The organism is Paraburkholderia sp. TE9906, assembly GCF_056279605.1.
This window is the reverse complement of the sequence record NZ_JBWCCT010000001.1, coordinates 758,183-784,294: the sequence shown is the minus strand read 5'-3', so window position 1 is coordinate 784,294 and position 26,112 is coordinate 758,183. Positions and strand designations below refer to the sequence as shown.

General features: G+C 63.0%; 20 protein-coding genes. 4 read left to right on the top strand and 16 right to left on the bottom strand.

The window, feature by feature from the left end; genetic code table 11:
- Positions 1-215 precede the first annotated feature (215 nt).
- Both ACZ9H4_RS03475 and ACZ9H4_RS03470 read right to left on the bottom strand, forming a co-directional pair.
- On the bottom strand, positions 216-1,694 hold the full coding sequence (locus ACZ9H4_RS03475) for an alpha-amylase family glycosyl hydrolase (RefSeq protein ID WP_476118235.1): 1,479 nt from the start codon (positions 1,692-1,694) through the stop codon (positions 216-218).
- Positions 1,695-1,703: 9 nt separating this feature from the next.
- On the bottom strand, positions 1,704-4,442 hold the full coding sequence (locus ACZ9H4_RS03470) for an MGH1-like glycoside hydrolase domain-containing protein (protein WP_476118234.1): 2,739 nt from the start codon (positions 4,440-4,442) through the stop codon (positions 1,704-1,706).
- 300 nt (positions 4,443-4,742) lie between these two features.
- Here ACZ9H4_RS03470 and ACZ9H4_RS03465 point away from each other — a divergent pair, with 300 nt between their 5' ends.
- Positions 4,743-5,114, top strand: coding sequence for a DUF6697 family protein (locus ACZ9H4_RS03465; RefSeq protein WP_476118233.1), 372 nt, complete (start codon positions 4,743-4,745; stop codon positions 5,112-5,114).
- Positions 5,115-5,375: 261 nt separating this feature from the next.
- Here ACZ9H4_RS03465 and ACZ9H4_RS03460 read toward each other — a convergent pair whose 3' ends face one another.
- A complete protein-coding gene (locus tag ACZ9H4_RS03460; protein ID WP_408149628.1) occupies positions 5,376-6,092 on the bottom strand; it encodes a carboxymuconolactone decarboxylase family protein in 717 nt (238 codons plus the stop codon).
- A gap of 290 nt (positions 6,093-6,382) precedes the next feature.
- Between ACZ9H4_RS03460 and ACZ9H4_RS03455 the strand changes: the two genes are divergently transcribed.
- Positions 6,383-7,291, top strand: a complete 909-nt coding sequence (locus ACZ9H4_RS03455; protein WP_476118232.1) for a LysR family transcriptional regulator — start codon at positions 6,383-6,385, stop codon at positions 7,289-7,291.
- A 123-nt stretch (positions 7,292-7,414) separates the two neighbouring features.
- Complete coding sequence (locus ACZ9H4_RS03450) at positions 7,415-8,428, top strand: aldo/keto reductase (RefSeq protein ID WP_476118280.1); 1,014 nt, start codon at positions 7,415-7,417, stop codon at positions 8,426-8,428.
- A gap of 146 nt (positions 8,429-8,574) precedes the next feature.
- Here ACZ9H4_RS03450 and ACZ9H4_RS03445 read toward each other — a convergent pair whose 3' ends face one another.
- The 12 genes from ACZ9H4_RS03445 to ACZ9H4_RS03390 form a co-directional block, all read right to left on the bottom strand.
- On the bottom strand, positions 8,575-9,408 hold the full coding sequence (locus ACZ9H4_RS03445; RefSeq protein ID WP_476118231.1) for an AraC family transcriptional regulator: 834 nt from the start codon (positions 9,406-9,408) through the stop codon (positions 8,575-8,577).
- Between the two features lie 112 nt (positions 9,409-9,520).
- On the bottom strand, positions 9,521-11,020 hold the full coding sequence (locus ACZ9H4_RS03440) for a DHA2 family efflux MFS transporter permease subunit (protein ID WP_408149620.1): 1,500 nt from the start codon (positions 11,018-11,020) through the stop codon (positions 9,521-9,523).
- Positions 11,021-11,224: 204 nt separating this feature from the next.
- Positions 11,225-11,902, bottom strand: coding sequence for a glutathione S-transferase (locus tag ACZ9H4_RS03435; protein WP_408154261.1), 678 nt, complete (start codon positions 11,900-11,902; stop codon positions 11,225-11,227).
- Positions 11,903-12,001: 99 nt separating this feature from the next.
- On the bottom strand, positions 12,002-13,225 hold the full coding sequence (locus ACZ9H4_RS03430) for a dienelactone hydrolase family protein (RefSeq protein WP_476118230.1): 1,224 nt from the start codon (positions 13,223-13,225) through the stop codon (positions 12,002-12,004).
- A gap of 29 nt (positions 13,226-13,254) precedes the next feature.
- Entirely contained in the window at positions 13,255-14,895 is a 1,641-nt protein-coding gene (locus tag ACZ9H4_RS03425) for an AMP-binding protein (RefSeq protein ID WP_476118229.1), read from the bottom strand.
- A gap of 79 nt (positions 14,896-14,974) precedes the next feature.
- Positions 14,975-15,370, bottom strand: a complete 396-nt coding sequence (locus tag ACZ9H4_RS03420; RefSeq protein ID WP_476118228.1) for a RidA family protein — start codon at positions 15,368-15,370, stop codon at positions 14,975-14,977.
- Positions 15,367-15,810, bottom strand: a complete 444-nt coding sequence (locus tag ACZ9H4_RS03415) for an acyl-CoA thioesterase (protein WP_476118227.1) — start codon at positions 15,808-15,810, stop codon at positions 15,367-15,369. Before ACZ9H4_RS03415 ends, ACZ9H4_RS03420 begins: the two co-directional genes overlap by 4 nt.
- On the bottom strand, positions 15,810-17,009 hold the full coding sequence (locus ACZ9H4_RS03410) for an acyl-CoA dehydrogenase family protein (RefSeq protein ID WP_476118226.1): 1,200 nt from the start codon (positions 17,007-17,009) through the stop codon (positions 15,810-15,812). Before ACZ9H4_RS03410 ends, ACZ9H4_RS03415 begins: the two co-directional genes overlap by 1 nt.
- A gap of 1 nt (position 17,010) precedes the next feature.
- Positions 17,011-17,862, bottom strand: coding sequence for an enoyl-CoA hydratase family protein (locus tag ACZ9H4_RS03405; protein WP_408154269.1), 852 nt, complete (start codon positions 17,860-17,862; stop codon positions 17,011-17,013).
- Between the two features lie 43 nt (positions 17,863-17,905).
- The gene (locus tag ACZ9H4_RS03400; protein WP_408149606.1) at positions 17,906-18,466 is read right to left on the bottom strand and encodes a MarR family winged helix-turn-helix transcriptional regulator; all 561 of its coding nucleotides are present in this window, start codon (positions 18,464-18,466) and stop codon (positions 17,906-17,908) included.
- Positions 18,463-19,230 (bottom strand): SDR family NAD(P)-dependent oxidoreductase, encoded by a 768-nt coding sequence (locus ACZ9H4_RS03395; protein WP_476118279.1) that lies wholly within the window; start codon positions 19,228-19,230, stop codon positions 18,463-18,465. Before ACZ9H4_RS03395 ends, ACZ9H4_RS03400 begins: the two co-directional genes overlap by 4 nt.
- 11 nt (positions 19,231-19,241) lie before the next feature.
- The gene (locus ACZ9H4_RS03390) at positions 19,242-21,614 is read right to left on the bottom strand and encodes a bifunctional salicylyl-CoA 5-hydroxylase/oxidoreductase (RefSeq protein ID WP_476118225.1); all 2,373 of its coding nucleotides are present in this window, start codon (positions 21,612-21,614) and stop codon (positions 19,242-19,244) included.
- Positions 21,615-22,238: 624 nt separating this feature from the next.
- Here ACZ9H4_RS03390 and ACZ9H4_RS03385 point away from each other — a divergent pair.
- The gene (locus ACZ9H4_RS03385) at positions 22,239-23,999 is read left to right on the top strand and encodes a M30 family zinc metallopeptidase (protein WP_476118224.1); all 1,761 of its coding nucleotides are present in this window, start codon (positions 22,239-22,241) and stop codon (positions 23,997-23,999) included.
- 471 nt (positions 24,000-24,470) lie between these two features.
- On the opposite strand, the gene ACZ9H4_RS03380 is transcribed toward ACZ9H4_RS03385, so the two are convergent.
- Complete coding sequence (locus tag ACZ9H4_RS03380; protein ID WP_476118223.1) at positions 24,471-25,943, bottom strand: MFS transporter; 1,473 nt, start codon at positions 25,941-25,943, stop codon at positions 24,471-24,473.
- Positions 25,944-26,112: the final 169 nt, after the last annotated feature.

The window sequence follows — 26,112 nt, the reverse complement described above, 5'->3', positions numbered from 1 at the left end:
GATGGCCTTGGGCGGCCATTCATCGTTAGGGTTGCCTGCCTCACGTTGCGCGACGCCCGCTTACGTAAGTGCTGAATGGCAAGTGTACGGACGGAAGCGTTTCGACTCCAATGCCGAAACTGTATGGGCCGATAGCATTTGCGTTATCGGCGCAACTATCTTTAGGCGGAATCCCTGATGGCGGACGTCTGTTTCCTGTTCAGGCGCCGAGCGCTTCATGCGGCAGTCAGCTCGAAGACGTGATATCCCCAAGGCGGCAGATCCAGATAGAGGCCACGCGAGGCGACTTCGTTGCCATCGCGATCAAAACTCGCCGATCCCATCAAGTCTCTTAGCCGCACCTTGCGGCCGATCAAGTCGACAAACGGAATTCGGATATAGCACTGGCTCTGGTTGCCGGCGTAGTTGACCACGACGAGCCGCCGTTCGCCGTCGTCCCGCTGCCAGCACCATGCAATGAAGCAATCCGAAGTCCAATTGCCGTCCCACGCCGGCACGAGTTCGATCAGGCTCCACGTGCCGTCCCGGAAGACCGGCTGCCGCAGCACCGTCAGCAGCTTCTCGTAGAACCCCTGCAGGCTTGCGTCGAAGGGTTCCTGCGGCGCGCGCACCAGATGCGGCGAAATCCGCTTCTTGCGGCCCTCGAACTGCCCCTGGTGAAAGAAGCGCAAACCGGGCGAAAGAAACGTGATGATGGCGCCTGCCTCATGCATGGCGGGATCGAAGGTCGCTGCGGTGCGGGGCTCGTCGTGGTTTTCGAGGAAACGGGCCAGTTTGTCCTGGTAGTCGAGCCCGGCGTGCAAGTGCTCGCGCACCGGTCGTGCATGCGTTTCGCGCAGGCGGTCGTACAGCTGCTTGTCGTAGGCATAATCGAAACCCAGCTGCTGCATCGTCCATTCGAGATCCCAATACACCTCCGCCATGAACAGGAAGTGCGGATGCTCGCGTCGCACGGCTTCGGTCGCCTTCGGCCAGAAGGGCTCGGTGCGGATGCGCCAGGTCCGCTCGAACACTTCGGGTAGAACCAGCATCGCCATGTCGCAGCGCACGCCGTCGCATTGGCTGGCGATGCTTTTCAGCTCGTCGATCATCGCCTGCTGCAACGCCGGATTGCCGTAGTTGAGCTGCAGCGTGTCGGGCCATCCGTCGAAGTAGGGGTCCCTGCCGTGCGCGAGTATCAGCGGCCCGTTCCTCGTCCCCACCCGGCAATAGTTGTGCGGTGCGCGGGCCAGATCCTCCTCGCTGCCGGGGACGAAATAGTCCGGATGCGTGTCGATCCAGTCGTGATCCGGCGCCATGTGATTCGGCACGAAGTCGAGCATCAACCTCAGGCCGCGTTGCTGCATACGCTGCCGCAAGCGGGCGAGCGCCTCGGCGCCGCCCAGATCACGATGAACCGTGTAGGCCTGGATTGCGAACCCGGAGCCGGCGATGTCGTCGTCCGCGAGATCCGGCAGCGTATCGGCGAATTCGCGGCGCCATCCGGCATGCGTCCGCGAGATCGCCTGGGCCACCTGACCGGTTTGCCAGACGCTCAGCAGCCAGACCCAGTCGAAGCCCAGCTCGGCAAGGCGATCCAGTTCGGTATCCGGAATATCGTCGAGCGTCGCGCGCCTGCCGAGCGCGCGAGACAACTCGGTCAACCAGACGCGCGTGTTGATCTGGTACAGCGACGGGTAGCGTACGTCGGACATTTGCATTCCTCATTTCTGGCCGCTGTCTTCTCCGCCCACCTGTTCCCTGACGACTCGGGACATCACGCGGCCGCGATCGGTTTCCAGCGCGGTTTTTGCGTCGACGCGCCCGAACAGGTCGAGCATCGGTGCGACAAGACCCGTCCAGCCCGTCTGATGACTGGCGCCGAGTCCCGCGCCGTTATCGCCGTGGAAGTACTCGTAGAACAGGATCAGATCGCGCCAGTGCGGATCGTTCTGGAATTTCTCCGTGCCGCCATAGACCGGCCGTTTGCCGTCGGCACCGCGCAGGAACGTGCTGGTCAGGCGGCGCACGAGTTCCTGCGCCACTTCGAAGAGCGTCATGTGCTGGCCCGAGCCGGTCGGGCATTCGACCTTGAAGTCGTCGCCGAAAAAGGCGTACAGGTTCACCAGCGCGCGGACGATCAACAGATTGACCGGCATCCACACCGGTCCGCGCCAGTTGGAGTTGCCGCCGAACATGCCCGTATTCGATTCGGCCGGCAGGTACTGCACCGTGTAGTCCTGCCCGCCGAGGTGAATCACGTACGGATGTTCCAGGTGATACAGCGAGAGCGAACGGATGCCGTGCGGCCCGAGGAACTCCTTCTCGTCGAGCATGTACGCGAGCACCCGTTCGAGTTTGCGTTTGTTCAGGATCGACAGAAGCCTGCGTTCGTTGTAGCCGACGAAACCCGCGTCGGTCGGGGCAACCTGGGCGATCAGCTCGGGGTAGCGTTTGCGAAACTGCGCGATCAGCTCCACCAGCTTCGGATAGCGCGTCAGGGAATGCGCTTCGAATACCGTCGACGCGCACAGCGGCAGCAGCCCCACCAGCGACCTGATCTTCAGGCGTTGGGTCTTTCCGTCGGGAAGACGCAGCAGGTCATAGAAAAAGCCGTCCTGCTCGTCCCACATCTCGTCCTCGTGTTCACCGCGCCGGTCCATCGCGTAGGCGATCCACATGAAATGCTGCACGAACTTGAACGCGACTTCCTCGTAGATCGGGTCGTAGTCGGTCAGATTGATGGCCATCTCCAGCATGGTCTGGCAATAGAACGCCATCCACGCCGTCCCGTCCGCCTGCTCGAGCGAACCGCCGGTGGGAAGCTGCGCGCTGCGGTCGAACACGCCGATGTTGTCGAGACCCAGAAAGCCGCCGGCGAACACGTTGCGGCCCGTCGGGTCCTTGCGATTCACCCACCAGTTGAAGTTGAGCATCAGCCCCTGGAACGAGCGCTCGAGGAAACGCGGGTCGGCTCGTCCCAGTTCTTTCTCGTACTTGTACAGCCAAAGGGTAGCGGCGGCATGGACCGGCGGATTCACATCGCTGAAGTTCCACTCGTAGGCGGGAATCTGGCCGCTCGGATGCACGTACAGGGTGCGCAGCATCAGCAGCAACTGCTCTTTGGCGAAGTCGAAATCGACCTGCGCGAGCGCGATCGTGTGGAAGGCCAGGTCCCAGGCCGCGTACCACGGATACTCCCACTTGTCCGGCATGGAGATCACGTCGGCATTCAACATGTGGAACCACTCCGTGTTGCGCACATCGCGCCGCGCGGAGTCGAGCAACGGGTGACTGCCGTGTTCGCGCAGCCAGAGTTCGAGATCGAAGTAGTAGTACTGCTTGCCCCACAGCATGCCCGCCAACGCCTGTCGATGCACGCGGCGCTGATCTTCGGTCAGCGATCTGGGGGTAATGCGCTCGTAGAACTCGTTCGCATCGGCGAGGCGGCTATCGAAGATCTGTTCGAAGTCGCCGAAGGCGCCATCGAGCCGGGATGGCGCGAGGCGCAAGCGGATGATCGCGCTGCCGCCGCCGGGTACGTCGCAGGTGTAATGCGCCGCTGCCTTGGTGCCCGTACCGGCGGGATTGACGGCGTCGCGCTGTCCCGAGATCACGTAATCGTGGAATGCGTCCTTCACGAAGGGCGAAGTGTTGGGCTGATTCCACAGGCGGTGCGCATTGCTTTCGTTGTCGGTGAAGAGCGTCTGTGGCGCGCCTTCGCAATGGAGCCAGTATTCGCCCAGATCATGATGGGTGGCCCGAATGACGCCGGCGCCCGCGTCGTGCAGCGACGGCTTGCGATCGTCCTCGCCCCACGCCCATGTGTTGCGGAACCAGAGCGTCGGCAAAACCTGCAGCCGCGCCGCCTGTGGTCCGCGGTTGTGCACGGTAATCCGCACGAGGACGTCTTCCGGGGCGGCCTTCGCGTATTCCACGAACACGTCGAAATAGCGGTCGTCGTCGAAGATGCCGGTGTCGAGCAGTTCGTATTCCATCTCCTCGCGCGATCGCGTCCGGTTGGTCTCGACCAGATCCCGGTATGGATATTCCCGCTGCGGATATTTATAGAGGTACTTCATGTACGAATGCGTCGGCGTACTGTCGACGTAGAAGTAATACTCCTTCACGTCCTCGCCATGATTGCCTTCGCTGTTGGTGAGGCCGAAGAGCCGCTCCTTCAGTATCGGGTCGCGCTCGTTCCATAACGCGAGCGCGAAGCACAGCCGCTGCTGGTCGTCGCACAGTCCGCCGAGCCCGTCTTCGCCCCACTTGTAGGCGCGGGAGCGCGAATGGTCATGGGTGAAGTAGTTCCAGGCATCGCCGTTGTCGCTGTAGTCTTCGCGCACCGTTCCCCATTGCCGCTCGCTGAGGTAGGGCCCCCATTTCTTCCACGGTACGTGCGACTCTCGCGAGTCGTTCAGGCGCTTTTGCTCCGCTACATCGACGAATACCGGGCACATATTCTTCCTCCGTGACGGGTGAATAAGCTCGACTCGACGCGGCGCGCCGACGATCAATAGGGTCGATCCGTTTCCAAGTGTAGTGTGTGCCGGTGGAGTTGCGAGCCCGGTAACGATGCTTTTATGGGCGACGACGATCACGCCTTTGCAGAAGCTCGGCCCGTGCGCCGGTTTGACATTCGCATGCCGCTTTTATTAAGAATCCAGAGCTTTTTACGAGGCATTTAGCTGAGGGTCGATATCATCGCTCCGCTTGACGCTGCTGCCTGACAGCCACGCGTCACTATTAGGAGCAACATCATGTTTGAAACTGGCAAAGAGTATTCGAGGGAAGAAATTCATCGGGTGACGGGAGGATGCAAACAGGCATTCCTGGCGGTGAAAGGCGGAAAGGTCGTTGCCGCACGATTGCGTCAGGATCTCAATCCGCACGCACCGGAAGTCATCGTGTGCGATGGCAGCGCGGCTGCGCGAGCGGCCGGTCGAACGCTCGCGCGACAGACCGACCCCATTCCTGTTTTTATCCGAACCGCGACGGATCGATTCCGTTACGTGGGTGAATACGTCACCGATGAATCGCTGACTGCTCCGATGGAGTATGCGAGATACGTGCAGAACACCAGCTTTACGCTCGCGCAGATTTCGCGTGTGATCAAGATGAAACGCCGTTGAACTCAACGGGATACTTCGATTCGTAGTCGTGCAGTGGTCGGCTGGGTTGTTACTGGGCCCAGCCGACTACCATCGTCCTGACGCGCTTGAGCGACAGGTAAGGTCGCGACAAAAGACGCCGACGCGAGGAAATGATCCTTTCCAAAAGTTGAACGTCAGACAGTCGGTCGCCACCCCCTCGACTTCGCAAAACGGTGTAACGGGCAGGTCTTCGTTAATGACGATCGCATCCAATTCATCTTTCAACTACCGGTCGACCCGTCAACCGGGCCGCTTCTCCAGGACCTCCTTGACGACGGGCAGCGCGGTAAACACGTTGGGCCAACCTGTATAGAACGCCAGTTGCGTCATGACTTCCGAAGCCTGTGCCTGGGTCAGTCCGTTATCCATGGCCCGGTTCAGGTGATACGTCAGTTGCGCGACCTGACCCGCGGCAACCAGCGCGCTGACGGTCACGAGACTGCGATCTCGCGGCGCGAGTCCGGGCCTCAGCCACAGGTCGAGAAACAGCGCGTCTCGCGTGAATTGGACGACGCCCGGCGCCACTGAGCCGAAGTTCTGCGCGACCGTTCTATCGCGCTGCGCTTCGGCGGCTTCGTCGAGCGGGAGAAGCTCGCCGGAGGCGGGCGGGAGTTGCGCCGCCGTGATGCCGCGCCGCTCGAAGACGGCATTCGTCACCTTCACCGCCGACGTCGCATTCGCCCAACCGGAGTAGAACGCCAGATGCGTGATGATTTCGGAAATCTCGCTGGGTTTGAGGCCGCTGTCGAGCGCGAGGTCGAGGTAATACGGCATCTCCGCGCTCTGATCGCGTGCAATCAGGACCGAAAGCGTGACGATACTGCGGTCTCGCGCGGACAGTTGGGGACGCTTCCACAGATCGCCCAGCACGACTTCGGTCGTATAGCGTTCAAGGGCCGGTGATACCGCACGCATGCCGTCGAGCACGTTGGCGGGAGAATGGGAATCGGATTGCATAGCTGGTTTCCTTTCGATTGGCGAGCAGCCCGCGAAACCGAGAGAAAGCACCAGCATCGCCAGAGCGACAGTTTTCATGGATCATTTCCCTCAGCGGCGCGCGGGCGGCGTTAAACGACCTTCTTGCCCGAATGTCTCTTCTGACAAGCCTGCGATGCTCCGCCGCGCCATGAGCCGCTTCCGTGCGACGTTGGCGCGAGCGAGGTTTCGCGACATTGACCAATCTAACTTTCGCGGCCTCTCGCGACTAGACGCTAAAATCGGCAAACACCTATGAAACGAGTTCATTAATGCGCCGCGAAAACTATAACGACCTGCTCGCCTTCATCGCCGTCGCGCGCGAGCGCAGTTTTACGCGGGCCTCGGCGCAACTGGGCGTGTCGCAATCCGCTTTGAGCCACACGATTCGCTCACTCGAATCCCGGCTCGGACTGCGCCTGCTGACCCGCACCACGCGCAGCGTCGCGCCGACCGAGGCGGGCGAGCGTCTCCTGCTGACCGTCGCGCCGCGTTTCGAAGAGATCGAATCCGAACTGGCGGCCGTGACCGAGTTTCGTGACAAACCCGCGGGCACCATTCGCATCACCGCCACCGACTATGCGACCAAAACCGTCCTGTGGCCGCGCTTGTCGAAAGTCCTGCGCAAGTATCCGGAGATCAAGGTCGAGATCATGACGGACTACGGCCTGTCCGATATCGTGGCCGATCGTTACGACATCGGCGTTCGCAACGGCGATCAGGTCGCCAGGGACATGATCGCGGTCCGCATTGCGCCGGATATGCGCATGGCGATCGTCGGCTCGCCTGGGTATCTGGCAGAGCGGGAATTGCCGCGAAAGCCGCAGGACCTGACCGCGCATAACTGCATCAATCTCCGCTTGCCGACCCTTGGCGGCTTTTATCCGTGGGAACTGAAAAAGGGCACTCGTGCGGTTCAGGCGCGGGTGGAAGGTCAGTTTGCTTTCAATGGAACCTATCAGATGCTGGATGCGGCCTTGTCGGGATGCGGTCTCGCGTATGTGCCGGCTGATCTGGTGCAGGCTCATGTCGCGGCGGGGCGCCTCATCCGGGTGCTGGAGGACTGGTGTCCGACTTTCCCCGGTCTGCATGCGTACTACGCGAATCGCCGGGAGTTTTCGCGAGCGATGACCGTTGTCATCGACGCATTGCGTTACCGCCCCGAGGACACCAAACAGTAAGGCCTGTTTCATTGATGATCGCCATTCATAAAGCTTTGCGGTTTTAGGGACTGTATCGCTAGATGCCGTTTGCCTATCATCTCTCCAATAGCAACCGCAGGCCCGGCCTGCATGGAGAAGATGATGGACTATCGATATCTCGGCCGCAGCGCCCTCAAGGTTTCGCCTCTGTGTCTGGGCGCGATGATGTTCGGCGGCGAAACGGATGAGGCCACGTCCCGCCGGATTATCGACAAGGCGTACGATCAGGGCGTGAACTTCCTGGATACCGCCGACGTTTATCACGCCGGGCGCTCCGAAGAAATCGTCGGCCGCGCGCTTGCGCAACGACGTGACGACTGGGTCGTCGCGACGAAGTTCGGCTATCCCGCTTCGGCTGACGCGCGTCCGAACCAGCAGGGCCAATCGCGCAAGTGGATTTTCCAGACGGTCGATGCGAGCCTGAGGCGGCTTGGCACCGACTACATCGATGTCCTTTACTTCCATCGGTCGCTCGTCGATGCGCCGCTCGCGGAAGGCGTGCGTGCTATCGGCGATCTGATCCGCGAGGGCAAGGTGCGCTATTTCGGCCTGTCCAACTTCCGCGCCTGGCGCATTGCGGAGATTGTGCGCCTTGCCGATCAGCTTGGAATGGATCGCCCTGTGGCGATCGAGCCGGTCTACAACATGGTCGATCGCACGGCTGAAGTCGAGTTGATGCCCGCGGCCGGACACTATGGCATCGGTGTGGTGCCCTACAGTCCGCTCGCGCGTGGGGTGCTCACGGGTAAATATGCGCTCGACGGCGCGCCGCCCGCCGACTCCCGCGCTGGGCGCGGCGACAAACGTATCCAGCAGACCGAGTGGCGGCCCGAGTCGCTGGCCATCGCGCAGAAAGTGGCGGCGCATGCTGCTGAACGCGGTACGACGTCGATTGCGTTCGCGATTGCCTGGGTGCTGAAGAACAGGCTCGTGAGTTCCGCCATCGCGGGCCCGCGTACGGAAGCGCACTGGGACAGCTATCTCGAAGCGCTGACACTGCAACTTGGACCGGACGACGAAAAGTTCGTCGATAGCCTGGTTCCCCCGGGCCATGCGTCGACGCCCGGCTATACGGACCCGAACTACCCTGTCGAAGGGCGGTGTGTGATCGGCTGACCGGTGGGTTCGTCTCATGATCGGGCCGCTCCCGGCCCGAGTCAGCGTAACGCCGCTCTTGCAGTCGTGCTTCGCACGGAGAGCCCGTCGATGAAAAGTGCCGTGACGTTAGCAATGAACCGCAGGCAGCAACGGCCCGCGCCGAATCAACTCTTCAACGGCAACCAGATCTCCAGCCCGCCCATGCCGCTGACCGGATCGAACTTCTCGTCGTAGCGCTCGAAGTTCGGCGCATCCGCGGGCACATGCCCCGACGCCGGCAGCCACTGATTCCAGATCGTATTCAACGTACGGCGAATCGTCGAAATATGCTCGCGATGGCTGAACACCGCGTACCTTTGCGCGGCAATCCGCACACGGCTCAGTTGTTCCGGCAACGCCGAAAAATCGCTGACTTCGACGCCGCACAGATAGTCGAAATTGCCGGCGTCGTCGGCGTTGTAGCACACGCCGTAAGCCACGCCGCCCACTTGCCCCGGCACCTTGCCGAAGTACGCGCCAAAGCGCTGCCATTGCGATGGAATTGCCTTGCTGGTGTCGCACGAATATCGCTCGCTCAAACCCGCGACGAGAAACGGCTTGCCGTCTTCGAAGCGCGGCGGCTCCAGATGCGTGAGAATGGTTTCGTCCATTTTGATCGGCTCCACGATGGCGAGGTGGTCGAGTTGGCCACGCGCGCGCAGCGCTTCCGGCGTGAGCCCGAATTGCTCGCGAAACGCGCGCGTGAATGCTTCGTGAGAGCCGTAACCGGCGTCGATCGCGACCGCGAGGATGTCGGGCGCGCCATCGGCGAGACGTCGCGCGGCTTCGCTCAGACGGCGCGCGCGAACGTAGCGCATGACCGGGCGCCCGGTGGCCGCTTCGAACGCGCGTGCCATGTGAAAGCGCGACACGCATCCAGAGCGGGCGATCTCGTCGAGCGTCAACTCGTCGGCAAAATGGCTTTCGATAAACCAGAGCGCTTTTCCAACCGGGTTCATATCGGCTCTCACGTGAGCATGAAGCCAGCATAGCCTGCGGTGAACCGCGTCGTTTGATCGCGCTTGCGGTTTTGCACCCTGTCCCGCTCGATTGCGCGTCGCAGCGCGCGGCTCAGTAGTTTTCTGTCGCCGCCTCGTTGCCCGCGGCGCGCGGGGGTGCCGAGGGGTCCGACGATGCCGGCGCGCCATGAGCGCCCGCACCGCCGGCTTGGCCTGGCCGCAGCAGCAAGCCGCCGAGCACGCCGGCCGCCGCCGCGAAAATCGCCCCGAACAGAAACGCCACGTGATAGCCGCTGTTGAGCGCCGCTATCGCGCCGGCCGAGGCTTGCAGCGCGTCGCTGCGCGCGGCGGCGAGACTCGCGAGCACCGCGAGGCCGAGCGCGCCGCCCATCATGAAGGACGTGTTGACGATGCCGGACGCGAGGCCCGAATCGGCGGGATCGACGTCGCTCATCGCGGCGAGCAGCATCGGATTGAACGCGATGCCCGCGCCGAAGCCGAGCAGGATCATGCCGGGCAGCACGTCGGGCACGAAGCTGCCGTCGACCGGCGCGCGCGCGAACCACGCGAGACCGCACGCGGCGACCAGCAGACCGACAGCTAACGGACGACGCAAACCGAAGCGCATCACCACGCGCGCCGACAGGCCGAGCGAAAAGAATCCCATGATCAGATTGGCGGGCAGGAACGCGAGCCCGACCTGCAACGGCCGGTAGCCGAGCACCCGCTGCAGGTACAGCGCGGAGATAAAGAACCAGGCGAACATCGCGGCGGCCCACAGCACGCCAACTACATTCGCGGTCGCGACATTGCGCAGCCGGAACAGGCCGAGCGGCATCAGCGGATGTTGGACCCGCGCTTCGATCGTCAGGAACGCGGCCATCAACGCGAGCGCGACGAACAGCAAGCCGAGCGTTTGCGCCGAGGTCCAGCCTGCTTCGTTGCCGTTGACCACCGCGTAGACGGCGAGCATCAGCGACGCGGTGACCGTGACCGCGCCGGCCACGTCGAGCCGCTCGCCGTGCGCGTGCCCGCGCGCGGACGGCAGTAGCGCGACACACAGTGCGTACACGGCGATGCCGATAGGCAGGTTGACGAGAAAGATCCAATGCCAGCTCAGCAGGTTGGTGAGCAGGCCGCCGAGCAGCACGCCGATGCTGCCGCCGCCCGCGCAGACGAAGCCGTACACGCCCATGGCTTTTGCGCGCTCGCTGGGTTCGGTGAACAGATTCATGATCAGCGACAACGACACGGCCGAAACGATGGCGCCGCCCAAACCCTGCACGGCGCGTGCGGCGACGAGCAGGATTTGCGAGTTCGCCATGCCGCACGCGAGCGACGCCAGCGTGAAGAGCGTAATGCCGCCGAGGAACAGCTTGCGGTGTCCATACAGATCGCCGAGCCGTCCGCCGAGCAGCAGACAGCCGCCGAACGTGAGCATGTAGGCGTTGACGACCCAGACCAGCGAAGTTTCGGTAAAGCCGAGGTCCGCCGCGATGGACGGCAGCGCGACGTTGACGATGGTGGTGTCGAGCACGATCATCAAGACGCCCAGGCACAGCACGATGAGCGCCAGCCAGCGTTGCTTGCCGTGAATGGAATGATGGGTCATGCGGGCGCTCCTGTGCCGCGATCGAGCGGGCTCGGTTCGGGGCGGAATCCAGCGGATTCGAGGATGTGAGCCGTTGCCGGATGTGCCGCCGCCGGGGTGGACACCGGCGGCGCGAATTCGTCGAAGCCAATGAGCTTTTGAGTCTAGCACTCGCGCGTTTCGCGGCACACTACGAAACCCCGGGTCTGCAAACCGCGAGCCGCGTCAGTCGCCGCCGAGTATGTCGTACTTGCCGCCGCGGTCGAGCGCGCGCTGATAGGCCGGCCGCGCGTGAATGCGTTGCAGGAAGCCCGCTATCGCGGGAATCTGGCCGTTCAACCCGCCGCGCGCCGTCGCGGCTTCGAGCGGGAAGCTCATCTGCACGTCCGCGGCGGTGAAGTCGTTGCCGACGAACCAGCCGGTTGCGCTCAGTTCCTTGTCGATATAGCCAAGGTGCAATTTCAGTTGCGGATCGACGAAGCTCGCTTGCAGCGTCGCTGCGATCTTGCGCGCGATAGGCCTCGCGAAGAACGGCATCGGCGCGCTGGCAATGCGCAGCGCCACCAGCTTCAGCAGCAGCGGCGGCATGGCCGAGCCTTCCGCATAGTGCAGCCAGTACGTGTATCGCAGCCGTTCGGGCGTGCCGGGCGCCGGAGCGAAACGCCCCTCACCGTACTTGCCGACCAGATACTCGACGATCGCACCCGACTCGGCGATGGTGAGGCCGTCATCGGTTATCACCGGCGACTTGCCGAGCGGATGGACCGCGCGCAGTTCGGGCGGCGCCAGCATCGTTTTCGGATCGCGCTCGTAACGCTTGATCTCATATGGCACGCCGAGTTCTTCGAGCAGCCATAACACGCGTTGCGAGCGGGAGTTGTTCAGATGATGGACGGTGAGCATGGGTCGATGGGCGTTGGACAGTGGAGCTTCAGATCATAGGGATGTTGTGCCGAGGTGTGACTCTAGTCGCACCTCGTGGCCCCTGCCCACCGGCACGAATCAGACCTGCGCCTTGCTGCCCATCAGTTGATTCGACGGCAAGGTTTCATCGAGCAGCTTGCGCGCGCTTTCGATCCCGGCCACCGGCAGTCCCTCGGGATTCAGCAGGCCCACCTGCACCAGCACCGACGCCTGATCCCAATAGATGTGCTCGTTATAGAGCTTGTCGCCACGGAAGCACACCACCGCCAGCATCGGCACTTCGAAATACTTGCCGGTCGGTGCGACGCCCGGCAACAGCCAGTCGATTTCGCAGCTATGCGTGCAACTGAAAACGAACTCGTCGACGATGCGGTCCGCGCCGATCGTGCGTGAAATCGGGATCAGCTTCGTGTCGGGCGGATTCGAGTTGACGAAGTGATGCGTGTAGAAGCGTTTGAGCCGGTCATGGCCGACGCCGCCGGTCATCGTCGGCACGTGATTGACGTAGGGCTCGGCGACCATGGTTGGCATGACCGCGTCCACGTCGCGCGTGGCGAACTCGTGGTAGCAGTGCGCTTCCCACAACGCGTTCAGATCGTAGACCGGGCCCAGCACTTTGCGCAGCAGCGCGAGTGTGCGCGAATACGCCATCATCGCGGCGGGCTTGTCGTACTGCGCACGTGCGGGCGCCGCGAACGCGTGATCGCAACCGGGGTACACGTATTGCTCGATTTGCGCACGCGTGCGCAGGGCGGCGCTGATCTGCTCGCGCGTTTGCGGCGGGCAGTGCGCGTCATTCTCCGGGAAATGGAACACCATCGGGCAGCGCACGGCGGACACTTCGTCCAGATGCGCGTCGAGGCCTACGCCGTAGTAGCTGACCGCGCAGTCGACATCGGTGCGCGCCGCGCTCAGGAACGCGAGCTTGCCGCCGAGGCAGTAGCCCACCGTGCCGACCTTGCCGGCCTGTTCGGGCAGCGTGCGCAATGTGGCCATGGTCGCGGCGATGTCGTCCACAGCGAGGTCGACGTTGAACTGCCCGAGATAGCCGAGCGCTTGCTGCATATCGGCTTCACTGTAACCGAGCTCGATGCCCGGTTTGATGCGCCAGAACAGATCGGGCACCAGCACCACATAACCTTCCTCAGCGTAGCGCTCGGCGGTGGCCTTCATCGAGTCGTTGACGCCGAAGATCTCCTGCAACAGGACGAGCCCCGGGCCCGACCCTTGCGCCGGACGCGCGACGTAGGCGTTGAAACGGCCGCCATCCTGGGCGACGACTTCGATGAAAGAGCCAGCCATGCGGTATGCCTCCAATCTTGTAGTGTGGGTTACGCCATCGTGCGCAACTCGAAGCGTTTGAGCTTGCCGGTTTCAGTACGCGGCAACGCATCGACGAATGTGATGACGCGTGGGTATTTATACGGCGCCACGCTATTTTTCACGAAATCCTGCAATTGCGCGACCAGTTTGTCATCCGGGGCATAGCCCGGGTTGAGCACGACGAACGCCTTGACGATCTGTCCGCGCGTCTCGTCCGGCAGACCGATGACGCCGCATTCGGCCACCGCGTCGTGTTGCAGCAGCACGCTTTCCACTTCGGGACCGGAGATGTTGTAGCCGGCCGAGACGATCATGTCGTCGGCGCGTGCCTGGTAGAACACGTAGCCGTCCGCGTCGAGATACACCGAATCGCCCGGCAGATTCCAGCCATCGCGCACGAACTTCGCTTGCCGCTCGTCGGCGAGATAGCGGCAGCCGGTCGGGCCGCGCACCGCGAGTTTGCCGATCGTGCCGGGCGGCACCGGTTGCATTGCGTCATCCACGGCCTGCACGACGTAGCCCGGCACCGCTCGGCCGATTGCGTGCGGACGAATCTCCTCGCCCTGCGCGGCAATGAAAATATGGATCAGCTCGGTGCCGCCGATGCCGTCGATCATGTCGATGCCGCTCGCGTCGCGCCACAGACGCCGCGTGGAATCGGGCAGCGCTTCGCCTGCCGACACGGTCTTCTTCAGGCTCGACAGGTCATGACGCGCGACGAGCGGCGCCATTTGCCGATAGAAGGTCGGCGCGGTGAACATGATGGTCGCGTGAAATCGTTCGACCGTTTGCAGCAAGGTCTCGGGCGTGAGCTTCTCGATCAGCACCGTGGATGCTCCCACCCGCAGCGGAAAGCACAGCAGGCCGCCGAGGCCGAACGTGAACGCGAGCGGCGGCGTGCCGCAGAACACATCGCTCGACGACGGCTTGAGCACGTGACGCGGGAACAGATCGCACATCGCCAGCACGTCGCGGTGAAAGTGCATGCAGCCCTTCGGCTCACCGGTCGTGCCGCTGGTGAAGGCGATCAGGCAGACGTCGTCGGCGGCGGTGTCGCACGCGGTGAAGTGCTCGGGCTTGTTGATCGCGAGGGTGTCGAGCGAATCGGCGGCGTCGTCGTGAAAGAGGCGCGTTTGCTTCAGGCTCGCGCAGTAGAACTCGTCCTGCGAATTCGCGCAGCGTGCCAGCTCTTCGGTCAGGCGCGCGTCGCACAATGCCGCGCTGATCTGTGCCTTGTCGATGATCTGCTTCAGTTCCTTCGCACGCAGCAAGGGCATGGTCGGCACCACGACCAGTCCGGCCTTCAGCGCGGCGAGCGCGGCGACGGCCATCTGCAGCGTATTGGGCCCGCGCAGCAGTACGCGGTTGCCTGGTTGCAAACCCATTTCATCGACCAGCACGTGCGCGCTGCGGTTGACCAGCGCAAGCAGTTCGCCATAGGTGGTGGCGCGCGGCGCGCCGTCCACATCGGACCAGATCGCCGGACGGTCGCGATGGCCCGCTTCGATGGTGCGCTCGAGCAGCTCGGTCGCGCAGTTCAGGCGCGCCGGGTAGGCCACGTCCTGGTTGTCGAGCAGGAAGACGGGCCATTGCTCCTGCGGCGGAAGATTGTCGCGCGCGAAAGTATCAACGTGTGCTGACGGTTCCATCTGGGTCTCCCGGGCGTTGAGCCGGCTAAATGCGCTTCGGTTGGCGTGAGTAGTGGCGTGGGCTGCGTTCGTTCGATGCTTACTGCGGAATCACCGCGGTCGCTTCGATCTCGACTTTCGCTTCGTCCTCGATCAGCGCGACGACCTGCACCGCACTCATTGCGATGTCGTAGTTGCCGATCAGCTCGCGAAACGCGCGGCCGATATCTTTCAGCGCCGCGAGATACTCGCGTTTGTCGGTGACATACCACGTCATTCGCACGAGGTGCTCGGGTTGGCCGCCTGCTTCGAGCAGCACGGCCACCACGTTCTTGAGCGCCTGAATGGCTTGCGCGGCGAAGTCGGCGGTCTGGAATGTCGCCTGTTCGTCCCAGCCGATCTGGCCGGCAATGAAGACCTGCGTGCCGTGGGCCGCGACGCCGTTCGCGTAGCCACGCGGTTTGATCCAGCCAGCGGGAAGGAGAGCCTGTTTCATGAGCGATGCGCCTCGATGGATTCGGTTTGGGGTGCGAACTTCGCGAGCGCGCTCGCGATGTCGGCGGGAATGTCGATGGATTTGCCGCTGTCGAACGACGTGGTCACGAGCACCTGCTTCGCGCGAAAGCGGGTTTCGCCGCCGCAATGGCCGACGATGTCGATGCTGATCGAGCGCCGGCCAATCGCGCTCACGCTCAGCGTCAGCGCGATCGTTTCGCCCATCTGGCTCGGCCGTGAGAATTCGCAGTCGAGTTTGACGATCGGCAAGCCGACCCGGCGCTGCGCGATCATGTGCGCGTAGTCGACGTGCAGGCCTTCGTTGAACCAGTCTTCGACCAGGGCGTTGGTCATCACCAGATATTGCGGAAAGAACACGATGCCCGCCGGGTCGCAGTGCGAGAAGCGGATGCGCACGGGCCTTTCGAAGGTCGCGCTCATCAGCGTTGCTCCGCGGCGGCGGCATGCGCCTTCAGCAGATCGCGGCCGATGATCAACTGCTGCACTTCCGTCGCGCCTTCGTAAATGCGCAGCGCACGAATCTCGCGATACAGCATCTCGACGGCGGTGCCGCTTTGCACGCCCATGCCGCCGAAGAGCTGCACGGCGGCGTCGATCACCTGCTGCGCGCCTTCGCTGGCGTGCCACTTCGCCATCGCCGCTTCACGTGTGACGCTTTCGCCCTGATCGCGAAGCCATGCGGCGCGATAGACGAGCAACGCGCTGCTGTCGATGGTCAACGCCATTTGCGCGAGCTTGGCCTGCGTGAGCTGGAAGTCCCCGAGCGTCTGCCCGAACATCTTGCGTGACGCGGCGCGCGCGAGACCTTCGGCCATCGCGTGACGCGCGAATCCCAGCGACGCGGCCGCGACCGACGTGCGGAAAATATCCAGCGTGCGCATGGCGAGCTTGAAGCCTTCACCGGGTGCGCCGAGCATCTGGCTGCGCGGCACGCGAGCGTCTGCAAAGTGCAGCCGCGCGAGCGGGTGCGGCGCGATTACGTCGATGCGTTCGGCGATGTCGAGCCCGGGCGTATCGGCATCGACGATGAATGCGCTGATGCCGCGCGCGCCCGGCGCTTCGCCGGTTCTCGCGAACACGACGTAGAAGTCGGCGATGCCGCCATTGGAGATCCACGTCTTGTCGCCGTCGAGCACGTAGGCGTCGCCATCTTCCCGGGCGGACAGTGCCATCGCGGCGACGTCCGAGCCCGCTTCCGGTTCCGACAGCGCGAACGCGGCAAGCGCCGTGCCGTTTGCAACGCGCGGCAGATAGCGGGTCTTCTGTTCATGCGTGCCGCCGAGCGAGATCGCGCCCGAGCCGAGGCCTTGCATCGCCAGCGCGAAATCGGCGAGGCCCGAGTGCCTGGCGAGCGTTTCGCGCAGCAGGCACACGGCGCGCGTATCGATCGTGTCGCCGTGGCCGCCGTAGGCAACGCCGCCTACGCCGTATTTCAACCAGCCCGCGGCGCCGAGTTCACGCACGAGGCGCCGGCAGGTTGCGTCGGTGTCTGCGTGATCTTCGTGTCCGAGATTCGCGCTGCACCATGCTTGGATGCCGGCGGCCAGTTCGCGATGACGCGGCTCGAAGAACGGCCACGCGAGCGCGCTATGCCAATCCAGTGTGTTATCGACGCTCAACTCAGTCTCCTTCGAACACCGGACGCGACTTCCCGGCGAACGCGCTGTATGCACGCTCGAAATCGCGCGTGCTCATGCAGATCGCCTGCGCCTGCGCTTCCGATTCGATCGCTTCGTCGATGCTCATGCTCCACTCCTGGTGCAGCATCGTCTTCGTGATGCCGTGCGCGAACGTCGGACCGGCGACGAGATCGGCGGCGAGCTTCTGCGCTTCTTCGACGAGGGCGGCCGGTTCGCACAGGCGGTTGTAGAAGCCCCACGCGTGGCCTTCATCGCCGCTTGCCGAACGGCCCGTGAAGAGCAGTTCGGCGGCGCGGCCCTGGCCGATGATGCGCGGCAGGATCGCGCAAGCGCCCATATCGCAGCCCGCGAGACCCACGCGGGAGAACAGGAAGGCGAGCTTGCTGCGCGCGGTGCCGAGGCGCATGTCCGAGGACATCGCGAGAATTGCGCCCGCGCCGGCACAGACGCCGTCGACGGCTGCGATGATGGGTTGCGGGCAATGGCGCATGGCCTTGACGAGATCGCCGGTCATGCGCGTGAAGAGCAGCAGTTCGGGCATCGGCAGGTCGATGAGCGGCGCGATGATGTCGTGCACGTCGCCGCCGGAACAGAAGTTGTCGCCCGCGCCGTGGATCACGACCGCTTTCACATCGGTCGCATAGGCGAGTTGCCGGAACAGGTCGCGCAGCTCTGCGTACGATTCGAAGGTGAGCGGGTTCTTGCGCTCGGGGCGGTTCAGCGTGATGGTTGCGACCTTGCTGGTCACCGACCAGCCGAAGTGGCGCGCCTCATAACCGGCGAGTGTCAGGCGATTGCCGGCCAGCAGTGCGTCGGCGTTGGATCGTGTCATGGTGTCTCCTGCGGTTCGGTACGTTTCAATCTCTCAGACAGTCTCAATCTTTCAGACTGTCGAGCAAATGTTGCTTGAGTTTCCCAAGCCGTTGATGTGTGCGCGACTTTTCCTCGAGGCTCAGCCCGCCGAACAGTTCGACGACCCATTGCTCGTGCGCGGCCGCCATCTTGTCGAACGCCTTGCGGCCGACAGGCGTCAAACACACGCTGATCGAACGGCGATCGTTCGGGTCCGTGTCGCGCGATACCAGCCCTTCTTTTTCGAGCTGATCGGTAATGCCGGTGACGTTGCCGCCCGTCACCATCAAGCGCCGCGACAGTTCCGTCATCTTCAGCCCTTCGGGATGACGTTCGAGCTGCGCCATCAGATCGAAACGCGGCAACGTCGTGTCGAATTCGTTTCGCAGACGCTTGCGCAACTCGGCTTGCACGAGGTTCGTCGTGGTCAGCATGCGCAACCACAGGCGCAAGCCCATGTGACTGTCCGCGCCAGTGCTCATTTCGAGGTCCACGACGTTCTCCGCGGGTTTGGCCACGCCTTTGCGTGTCGGCTTCGTTTCACCCGTCGCAGCGGGCTTTTTCGTGTTCGATGACCTGGTCACATTACTTCTCCACCGGAGATGGAAATGGATTGCCCCGTGATGGCATCCGAGCCGGGTTGGCACAGCCACAGCACGCTGTTGGCGACCTGCTCGGGACTCACGAAGCGATGTTGCGGATTCGAGCGCAGCAAGGTTTCGCGCGCCTGCTGTTCGGTGCGCGAGGTCTTGCTGGTGATCCGTTCGAGCGATGCGTGCAGCAGTTCGGTTTCCGTGTAGCCGGGGCACACGGCGTTGACCGTGATGCCCTTCGTCGCGACTTCAAGCGCGAGCGAACGCGTAAGACCGATCACGCCGTGTTTGGCGGCGCAATACGCGGCGACGTACGCGTAACCGATTTGCCCCGCCGTGCTCGCGACGTTGACGATGCGTCCATGTCCGCGTTCGAGCATGCCGGGCAATACCGCGCGCGTGCCGAGAAAGACGCCGGTCAGGTTCACGTCGAGCATGCGCTGCCACAGCGCCATGTCGGTGTGCATGAACGGCGCGGCTTGCGCCTGACCCGCGTTATTGACGAGGATATCGATCGTACCCGCCTGGCTGAATGCGTTCGCGACCGACGCTTCCTGCGTCACGTCCACGCCGAGATACGTCACGTCGCCCAGCGCGTTGCATTTTTCCTGCTGCATCGCGAGCCGCTGCACGTTGCGGCCCATCAAGGTAACGCGTGCGCCAGCGCGCAACAGTGCTTCCGCGACGGCCGCGCCGATGCCGCTGCCGCCACCGGTGACGACGGCGTGCTGGCCTGCGAGCGGGGAGGGGGGCATATTCACGTGGCTCACGTGGTTCCTTCTGCGCGTTGCGCGCGTTCTTGCGGCGACAGACCCGCGTTCGCGATGGCCTGAGCGCGCTCGCGTTCCAGATTGCGTTCGAGTTGCGACTTCGCGGCGGTGTAGGGCTTCGGCCACGCGACATCGAAATAGCCGATCTTCGCCGCTTCGTTCAGCGTCCACGACGGATTCGCCAGGTGCGGGCGCGCAATCGCGCACAGATCCGCACGGCCCGCGGCGATGATGCTGTTCACGTGATCCGCTTCCGATATCGCGCCGACCGCGATCGTCGCGATGCCGGCTTCGTTGCGCACGCGGTCCGCGAACGGCGTCTGGAACATGCGGCCGTACACGGGCTTCTCTTCCTTGCTGACCTGACCCGACGATACGTCGATCATGTCCGCGCCGGCCGCCTTGAAGGCGCGGGCGATCTGCACGGCGTCGTCCGGCGTGGTGCCGCCTTCGACCCAATCGTTCGCGGAGATACGCACGGAAATCGGCTTGTCTTGCGGCCATACCGCGCGGATCGCCTTGAAAACCTGCAGCGGATAGCGCAAACGGTTTTCGAGCGAGCCGCCGTATTCGTCGGTGCGCTGATTGGTCAGCGGCGACAGGAAGCTCGACAGGAAATAGCCGTGCGCGCAGTGCAGTTCGAGCCAGTCGAAGCCGGCTTGCGCCGACATGCGCGTCGCGTTGACGAATTGCGCTTCGATCTCGCGCAACTCTTCATGCGTGGCTTCGCGCGAATGCTGGCTGACGCCGCGCAGATATTGTTGCGGCGAGGCCGAGACGAGCGGCCAGTTGCCTTCGGCGAGCGGCTGGTCGATGCCTTCCCACGCGACGCGCGTCGAACCTTTGGCGCCCGAATGGCCGAGCTGAATGCCGATTTTCGCGTCCGACTGACGATGCACGAGATCGACGATCCGCTTCCACGCGCTCAGATGCTCGGGCGCATACATGCCGGGACACGCGGGCGTGATGCGCGCTTGCGGCGACACGCAGGTCATCTCGGTCATCACGAGCCCGGCGCCGCCCATGGCGCGCGCGCCGAGGTGCATCAGGTGATAGTCGCCGGCGATGCCGTCCACCGCCGAGTATTGCGCCATCGGGGAGACCACTACGCGGTTTTTTAGCGTGACGCCGCGCAGCGTAAACGGCGTGAACATCGGCGGGACCGAGTGTTGGTCCGGCGCGCGCTCGACACCCGAGCGCTGCGCGAGCCAGTCTTCGAAACCCGACAGATAGCGCGCGTCGCGCTCGCGCAGATTTTCGTGCGAAATGCGCTGCGAGCGCGTGAGCAGCGAATACGCGAACTGTTCCGGCTCGAACGACGTGTAGCGATCGACGTGCTCGAACCATTCCGTCGAATTGCGCGCGGCGTTCTGGATGCGCAGCACGCCGATGCTGCGCACTTCCGTGTAATGCTGCAGCGCGGCGGGCAGATCGCCGGGATGGGCGCCGATGCTGTTGGCGAGTTCGATCGCGTCTTCGAGCGCGAGCTTGGTGCCCGAGCCGATCGAGAAGTGCGCGGTATGCGCGGCGTCGCCCATCAGCACGATCGGCGTGTGCGAACCGTCGGCGTTGCCGCGCCAATGCACCCATTCACCGTTGACCACGCGCGGAAAACGAATCCATTGCGACGAGCCGCGCAAATGCGCGGCGTTCGACATCAGCGCGTGGCCGTCGAGGTACTTCGCGAACAGCTTTTCGCAGAAGGCGATGCTGTCTTCCTTGCTCATCTCGTCGAGACCGGCGGCGCGCCACACGCGCTCGGGCGTCTCGACGATGAAGGTGGAAGTCTGATCGTCGAAACGGTAAGCGTGCGCCTGGAACCAGCCAAATTCGGTTTCTTCGAACGCGAAGGTGAATGCGTCGAAGAGTTTCTTTGTACCGAGCCAGACGAAGCGGCAGTCGCGCGTGTCGATGTCCGGCTGATACGTGGCTGCGTATTTTTGCCGGATCGCGCTGTTCAGGCCGTCGCAGGCGATGATCAGGTCGGCTTCGTAGACGTTGTCGTCCGTCACCTGGGTTTCGAACACCAGCTTGACGCCGAGTTCTTCGCAGCGGGCCTGGAGGATGTTCAGCAGGCGCTTACGGCCGATGCCGCAGAAGCCATGACCCGACGAGCGGATTTGCCGGCCGCGGAAATTGATCTCGATGTCGTCCCAGTGGTTGAACGCGTCGAGGATCGCGTCGGCGCTCGGGGCGTCGGCGGCGCGCAGGTTGCCGAGCGTCTGGTCGGAGAACACGACGCCCCAGCCGAAAGTGTCATAGGGACGGTTGCGCTCAACGACCGTGACTTCGTAATCCGGGTTGCGGCTTTTCATCAACAAGCCGAAGTACAACCCGGCCGGGCCGCCGCCGATACAGACAATGCGCATGCTTGCTCCCCAAATGTGGACTCTGCCTTGGGGGTAATTTAGGTCTTGATAGTTTAGGTGTCAAGTAAATTTACGTGGAACCGCACGTCGGGCGTTTTGTTATGGCACGCCGAACAGACGGTGCCGGAGCCGTCGTGTACGGCTACGAGAGGTGTAATGCTCGCTCGGAACTATTTAGTCCAATTGGCATATATGTCGACGCGCGATAGGAGTATCTCGACACGAGAGGGGAGTTTTTTCGAAGCCGGATTAATCACAACCTTTCGTGTTTCGTGTGGGCAAAACCATGAACCTTTGCATCCATTCGTAAGCGTAATTCCACACGCCAGGAGATCTGTTCAGTAAGCCGTTGTTCATAATAAAAGCGTCGCTAAGCGCGGACAGAAGCGATGCAACTTATCTCCAGCGAGGCGGCGACCGAACGCTATCTGGTTGCGCCAGCCGGCTATCGCCGAAGAAATATGCAATTCGAATCGAGTCGAATTCATTACCCTAAATTTCCAGATCTTTTTGCCGATAACAAGCAGTGTGTTTTTTGCGCTGGCCTGGAGGTCGTCTGGATCCGGCGCACAACACGGCCAAGGAGTTTTTCACGGCACTGAACCGGTAGTGGAGAAAAAGAATATGCGAATCAAGCGCCGGAAATCGGCGTTCGGGGTAATCGTTGCGCTCTCTCTGGCCGCGAGTCTGGCTGCATGTGGCGGTGGCGGTGGCGGCGGCGATGGCGGCTCTAACAGCACGGCCAACAACAACACGAACACGAACAGCGGCACCAACACCAACACCGGCACGAACACCGCCGGCAACACGCCGATCATCACCCAGACACCGACTGACGACGGCCAATTGCACGCGGCCTGCTCGAACTGCGGCGCGGCCGATGACTCGACCTATACGGGCAGCGGCGTAGGCCTGTGGCAAGCGCTCAACACGGGCGCGCAGTCCGACACCGTCAATGTATCGCTCAAAGGCACGACGGGCCGCAACGTCACGCTCGTTTTTACCAATGAGCTGGCAACGCCGGTGGCCTTCAACGCAAGCGTGACGGCGCCGACGGCCGACGTCGTTGCCATGAAGGCGCAGGCCTCGGCGGCATCGACGGGCGGAGAAGACCCGCTCGTGCAAAGGATTCACGAATTCAACTCGACCGGCTGGAAGACGCTCGTGCAGCAGAGCGCGGCCTCGTCGGCTGCTTCGGGTTTGTCCGCTGACGTCGTCGGGCGCGTGCAGCGCTCGGTGGTGACCTACAACATCGGCGATACGCGCGACTTCTGGCTGGCGGACTACACGCAGCGCCACATGACGCTTCAGGCTGTGGGCACGACCACAGATGGCACGAAGGTCAATATCTGGGTCGAGACCTCCGAATACGGCACGGGCAAGATCACGCCGGCAATCGTCAGCAGTCTTTTGCAGAACTACGCGGGCACGGGCGGCATATACGACATGGTCACGGGCGTAGGCGGTCCCTTCTGGGGCACGGTCGGCACGGCCGGCATGATTGGCGCATCGCAACCGGTCGACCTCGTCGTCGCGAACTTCGATCACAATGCGCAGCCGTACGGCATGGTGGGCTACTTCTGGGCGCTGAACAACTTCGTCAACCAGGGCAGCGGCCAGACGGCTTACAGCAATGCGGACCTGTCGCTGTATCTGGATTCGGAGACGCTGTATCTGGCCGGCGCGGCCGGCATGAAGTCGATGCAGACGGTGATGGCGCACGAAAGCACCCACATGCAGAACTTCTACCGACGCGACATGCTGATGGGGACGCAGTACGCGTACGACACGTGGCTCGAAGAAACGACCGCGATGATGATGGAGGATTGGGTCAGTTTCAATATCGACTCCACCTACAACGCCATCCGCGACAACCGCTTCATCAGCTATCTCACGTACAACAACCACGGCAGCTATAGCTGCGGTCTGACGACGTGGGACGTGGGCGACACGACGTGCGACAGCTACACGACCAACGGCTCGTTTGGCGGCTTCCTGAACCGGCAACTCGGCCTCGCGTTTTACAAGGCCCTGTTGAACGACAAGAATGCGACGACGTCGATGGCTATTCTGAACGACGCCATCAAGCAGGTTCGTCCGGATTCGAGCGTCGCTCAGGAGCTGCGCCACTTCACTGCTGCCGCGAGCGCTCAGGTGCCGCTCACGGCGAACATGGCGCAGTACAGCTTCCCGTCGCGGGCGGAAGGTGGCTTCACGCTGCCGTCCATCGATCCTTCGACCATGGTCCGTTTGCTGCCGTCGGCCTCGCCGGGCATTCTATTGGGCTACGCGAGTTTTCCGGTGGCGCGTTCGAACGTCGCGAGTACTTACCAGGAAACGGTGACGCTGCCTCCTGGCGTGACGCTGTCGGTCATCGTGCAGTAACCTGGTCGCGCGGCGGCATCGCGTCGGGTTGATTCGCGAAGCCGTCCCCTTTCCGGGACGGCTTTTTTCGCGCATGCTGCTGGCTGATTGAAGTTGATAACCACTGCACACGTACGGTTTGACTCTGCTGCCGCCATGCTTCGAACACTTCTACTGTCTGCATTCGTTCTTTGTGCCGGTGTTGCGTGCGCAGGCGTAGCGCGTCCCGGCGATCCGGTCGATCTGCGCGGTACGTTGGTGCTTCGCGGCAATGAGCCGTTTACGTATCCCGTCGTTTCCGACGGCAGGACGGTGTGGCAACTCGTGGGCGTGGAACGCGCGACGGCGCTTCGCTTGCAGGGCCGGCTCGTGCATGTGACGGGCCGGGTGGGAGAGACCGCCGTGCCTTCCGGGCTGCCCGCTGTTCAGGTCGATGCCGTGGAGGAGGAGGATGGGACGGGGCGTTGAACTACTCAGCACCCGTCCCCGGATTCACACCCCGCTGCGGAAATCCTCCGCATCGACGTCATACCCCGACGGTTCCCAGCGGATGGCGAGCAACGCCAGCAATCCGCACAACGGTGCAAACGCGATGACCCAGAAAACACGCGTGCTCAGCGCGGCAGCTAGCACCGGAAAGAGAAAGAGCGACGCGGCAGAACTGGCGCGCATCAGCGTCTGATTGAAGCCCACGCCGACCCCGCGCAGCGACGTCGGGTAGCTCAACGACGCGAAGGTCATGGTGTGCGATCCGGGTCCGATGCCCTGGCCCAGCAGGAACAAGGCGAGCAATGCAACGGCCGCGACCACCTCGGGCACCGACGACGGACGGCCCACGACGGCAAGACCCAGCAGCGCGATCAACTGGAGTGCGTAGCCGAACACAGTCAATTTCCACGCGCCGACCGCGGGCACGATGCGCACCGCAATTAGCCCGCCGACGAAAGCAAAGCAGAGATTCAGCGTGAGCGAGGCGAGAATCGTCGTGAGCATCGACTGTGCAAGGAAGCTCGAAATGATGACGGGCAATCCGAACGCGACGGCGTTATAGGCGAAAGCCGAAGCAATGCCGGTGACGGTCGCGAGAACCGTTCGCCGCAGATAGACGCCGCGCAGCAGCGCGCCGTAATTGCGCCACGAACCTGTGCGCACGGGCGCGCGATCGGTCCCGGTACCAACTTCCGGCGCGACCTCCGCATCGATACCGTACGAGCGCTTCAGAATGCGCGCTGCAGCTTCCAGGTCGCCCTGGTTCGCGGCCCAAACGGGCGATTCGCTGATGTATCGGCTGCGAACGGCAATGATGATGATTGCCGGCACCGCGCCGAAACCGAGAATCAGACGCCATAGCAGGCCCGAGTGGCTGGCCGGCAGTGTCGAATAGAAGCCCAGCACGAGCAGGTACGAGATGCTGATCGCCGCGTACCAGACGGGGCACCACGTGGCGATGCGCGCGGCCTTGTTGCCGCGTCCCGACAGGCGCGAGAACTCGGCCAGAAAAGCCATCGCAACAGGCAGATCGATACCCACGCCGAGCCCCATGACGAAGCGCGCGCCTCCGAGCACCCAGGCGTTGGGCGCAAATGCACACGCCAGCGCCGCGACCACGAAGAAAAACATGTCGGCCATGAAGACGCGATAACGGCCGATCTTGTCGGTGAGAAAGCCCCCGAAAAAAGCGCCGAAAATCGCGCCGAACGTAATTGCCGACGCGACGAGCCCGGTGCCCGCAGGCGTTAGCGAAAATTCGCGCGAGACATCCTTGAGGCCGAACGCGAGCGCGCCGAGATCATAGGCATCGAGAAACACGCCGCCGAGCGCGATCGCCACGACGATGCGGGCATCGCTTCCGGCCGCCGCGCCGCGGTTGACGAGGTCGGAAACATCAGAAGCCGAACGGATGACAGGCTTTGCGGGCCCGGTTGTGGACACAGCGGACGGAGTGGGCGCAAAGGTAGTTGACATGCAAAGACGACCGGCAAAAAGGCGCCATCGTACGCTGGACATCCTGGCCGCACAAATCCATATTGGTTATTTGCTCATGCAGACAGCGGGCGGAATCGTCGTGCATAGCGCTTTTTTCCAGAATAAGCTGAGATTTCGAGGTTAAGTAATTGAAGTTTACGTAATAATT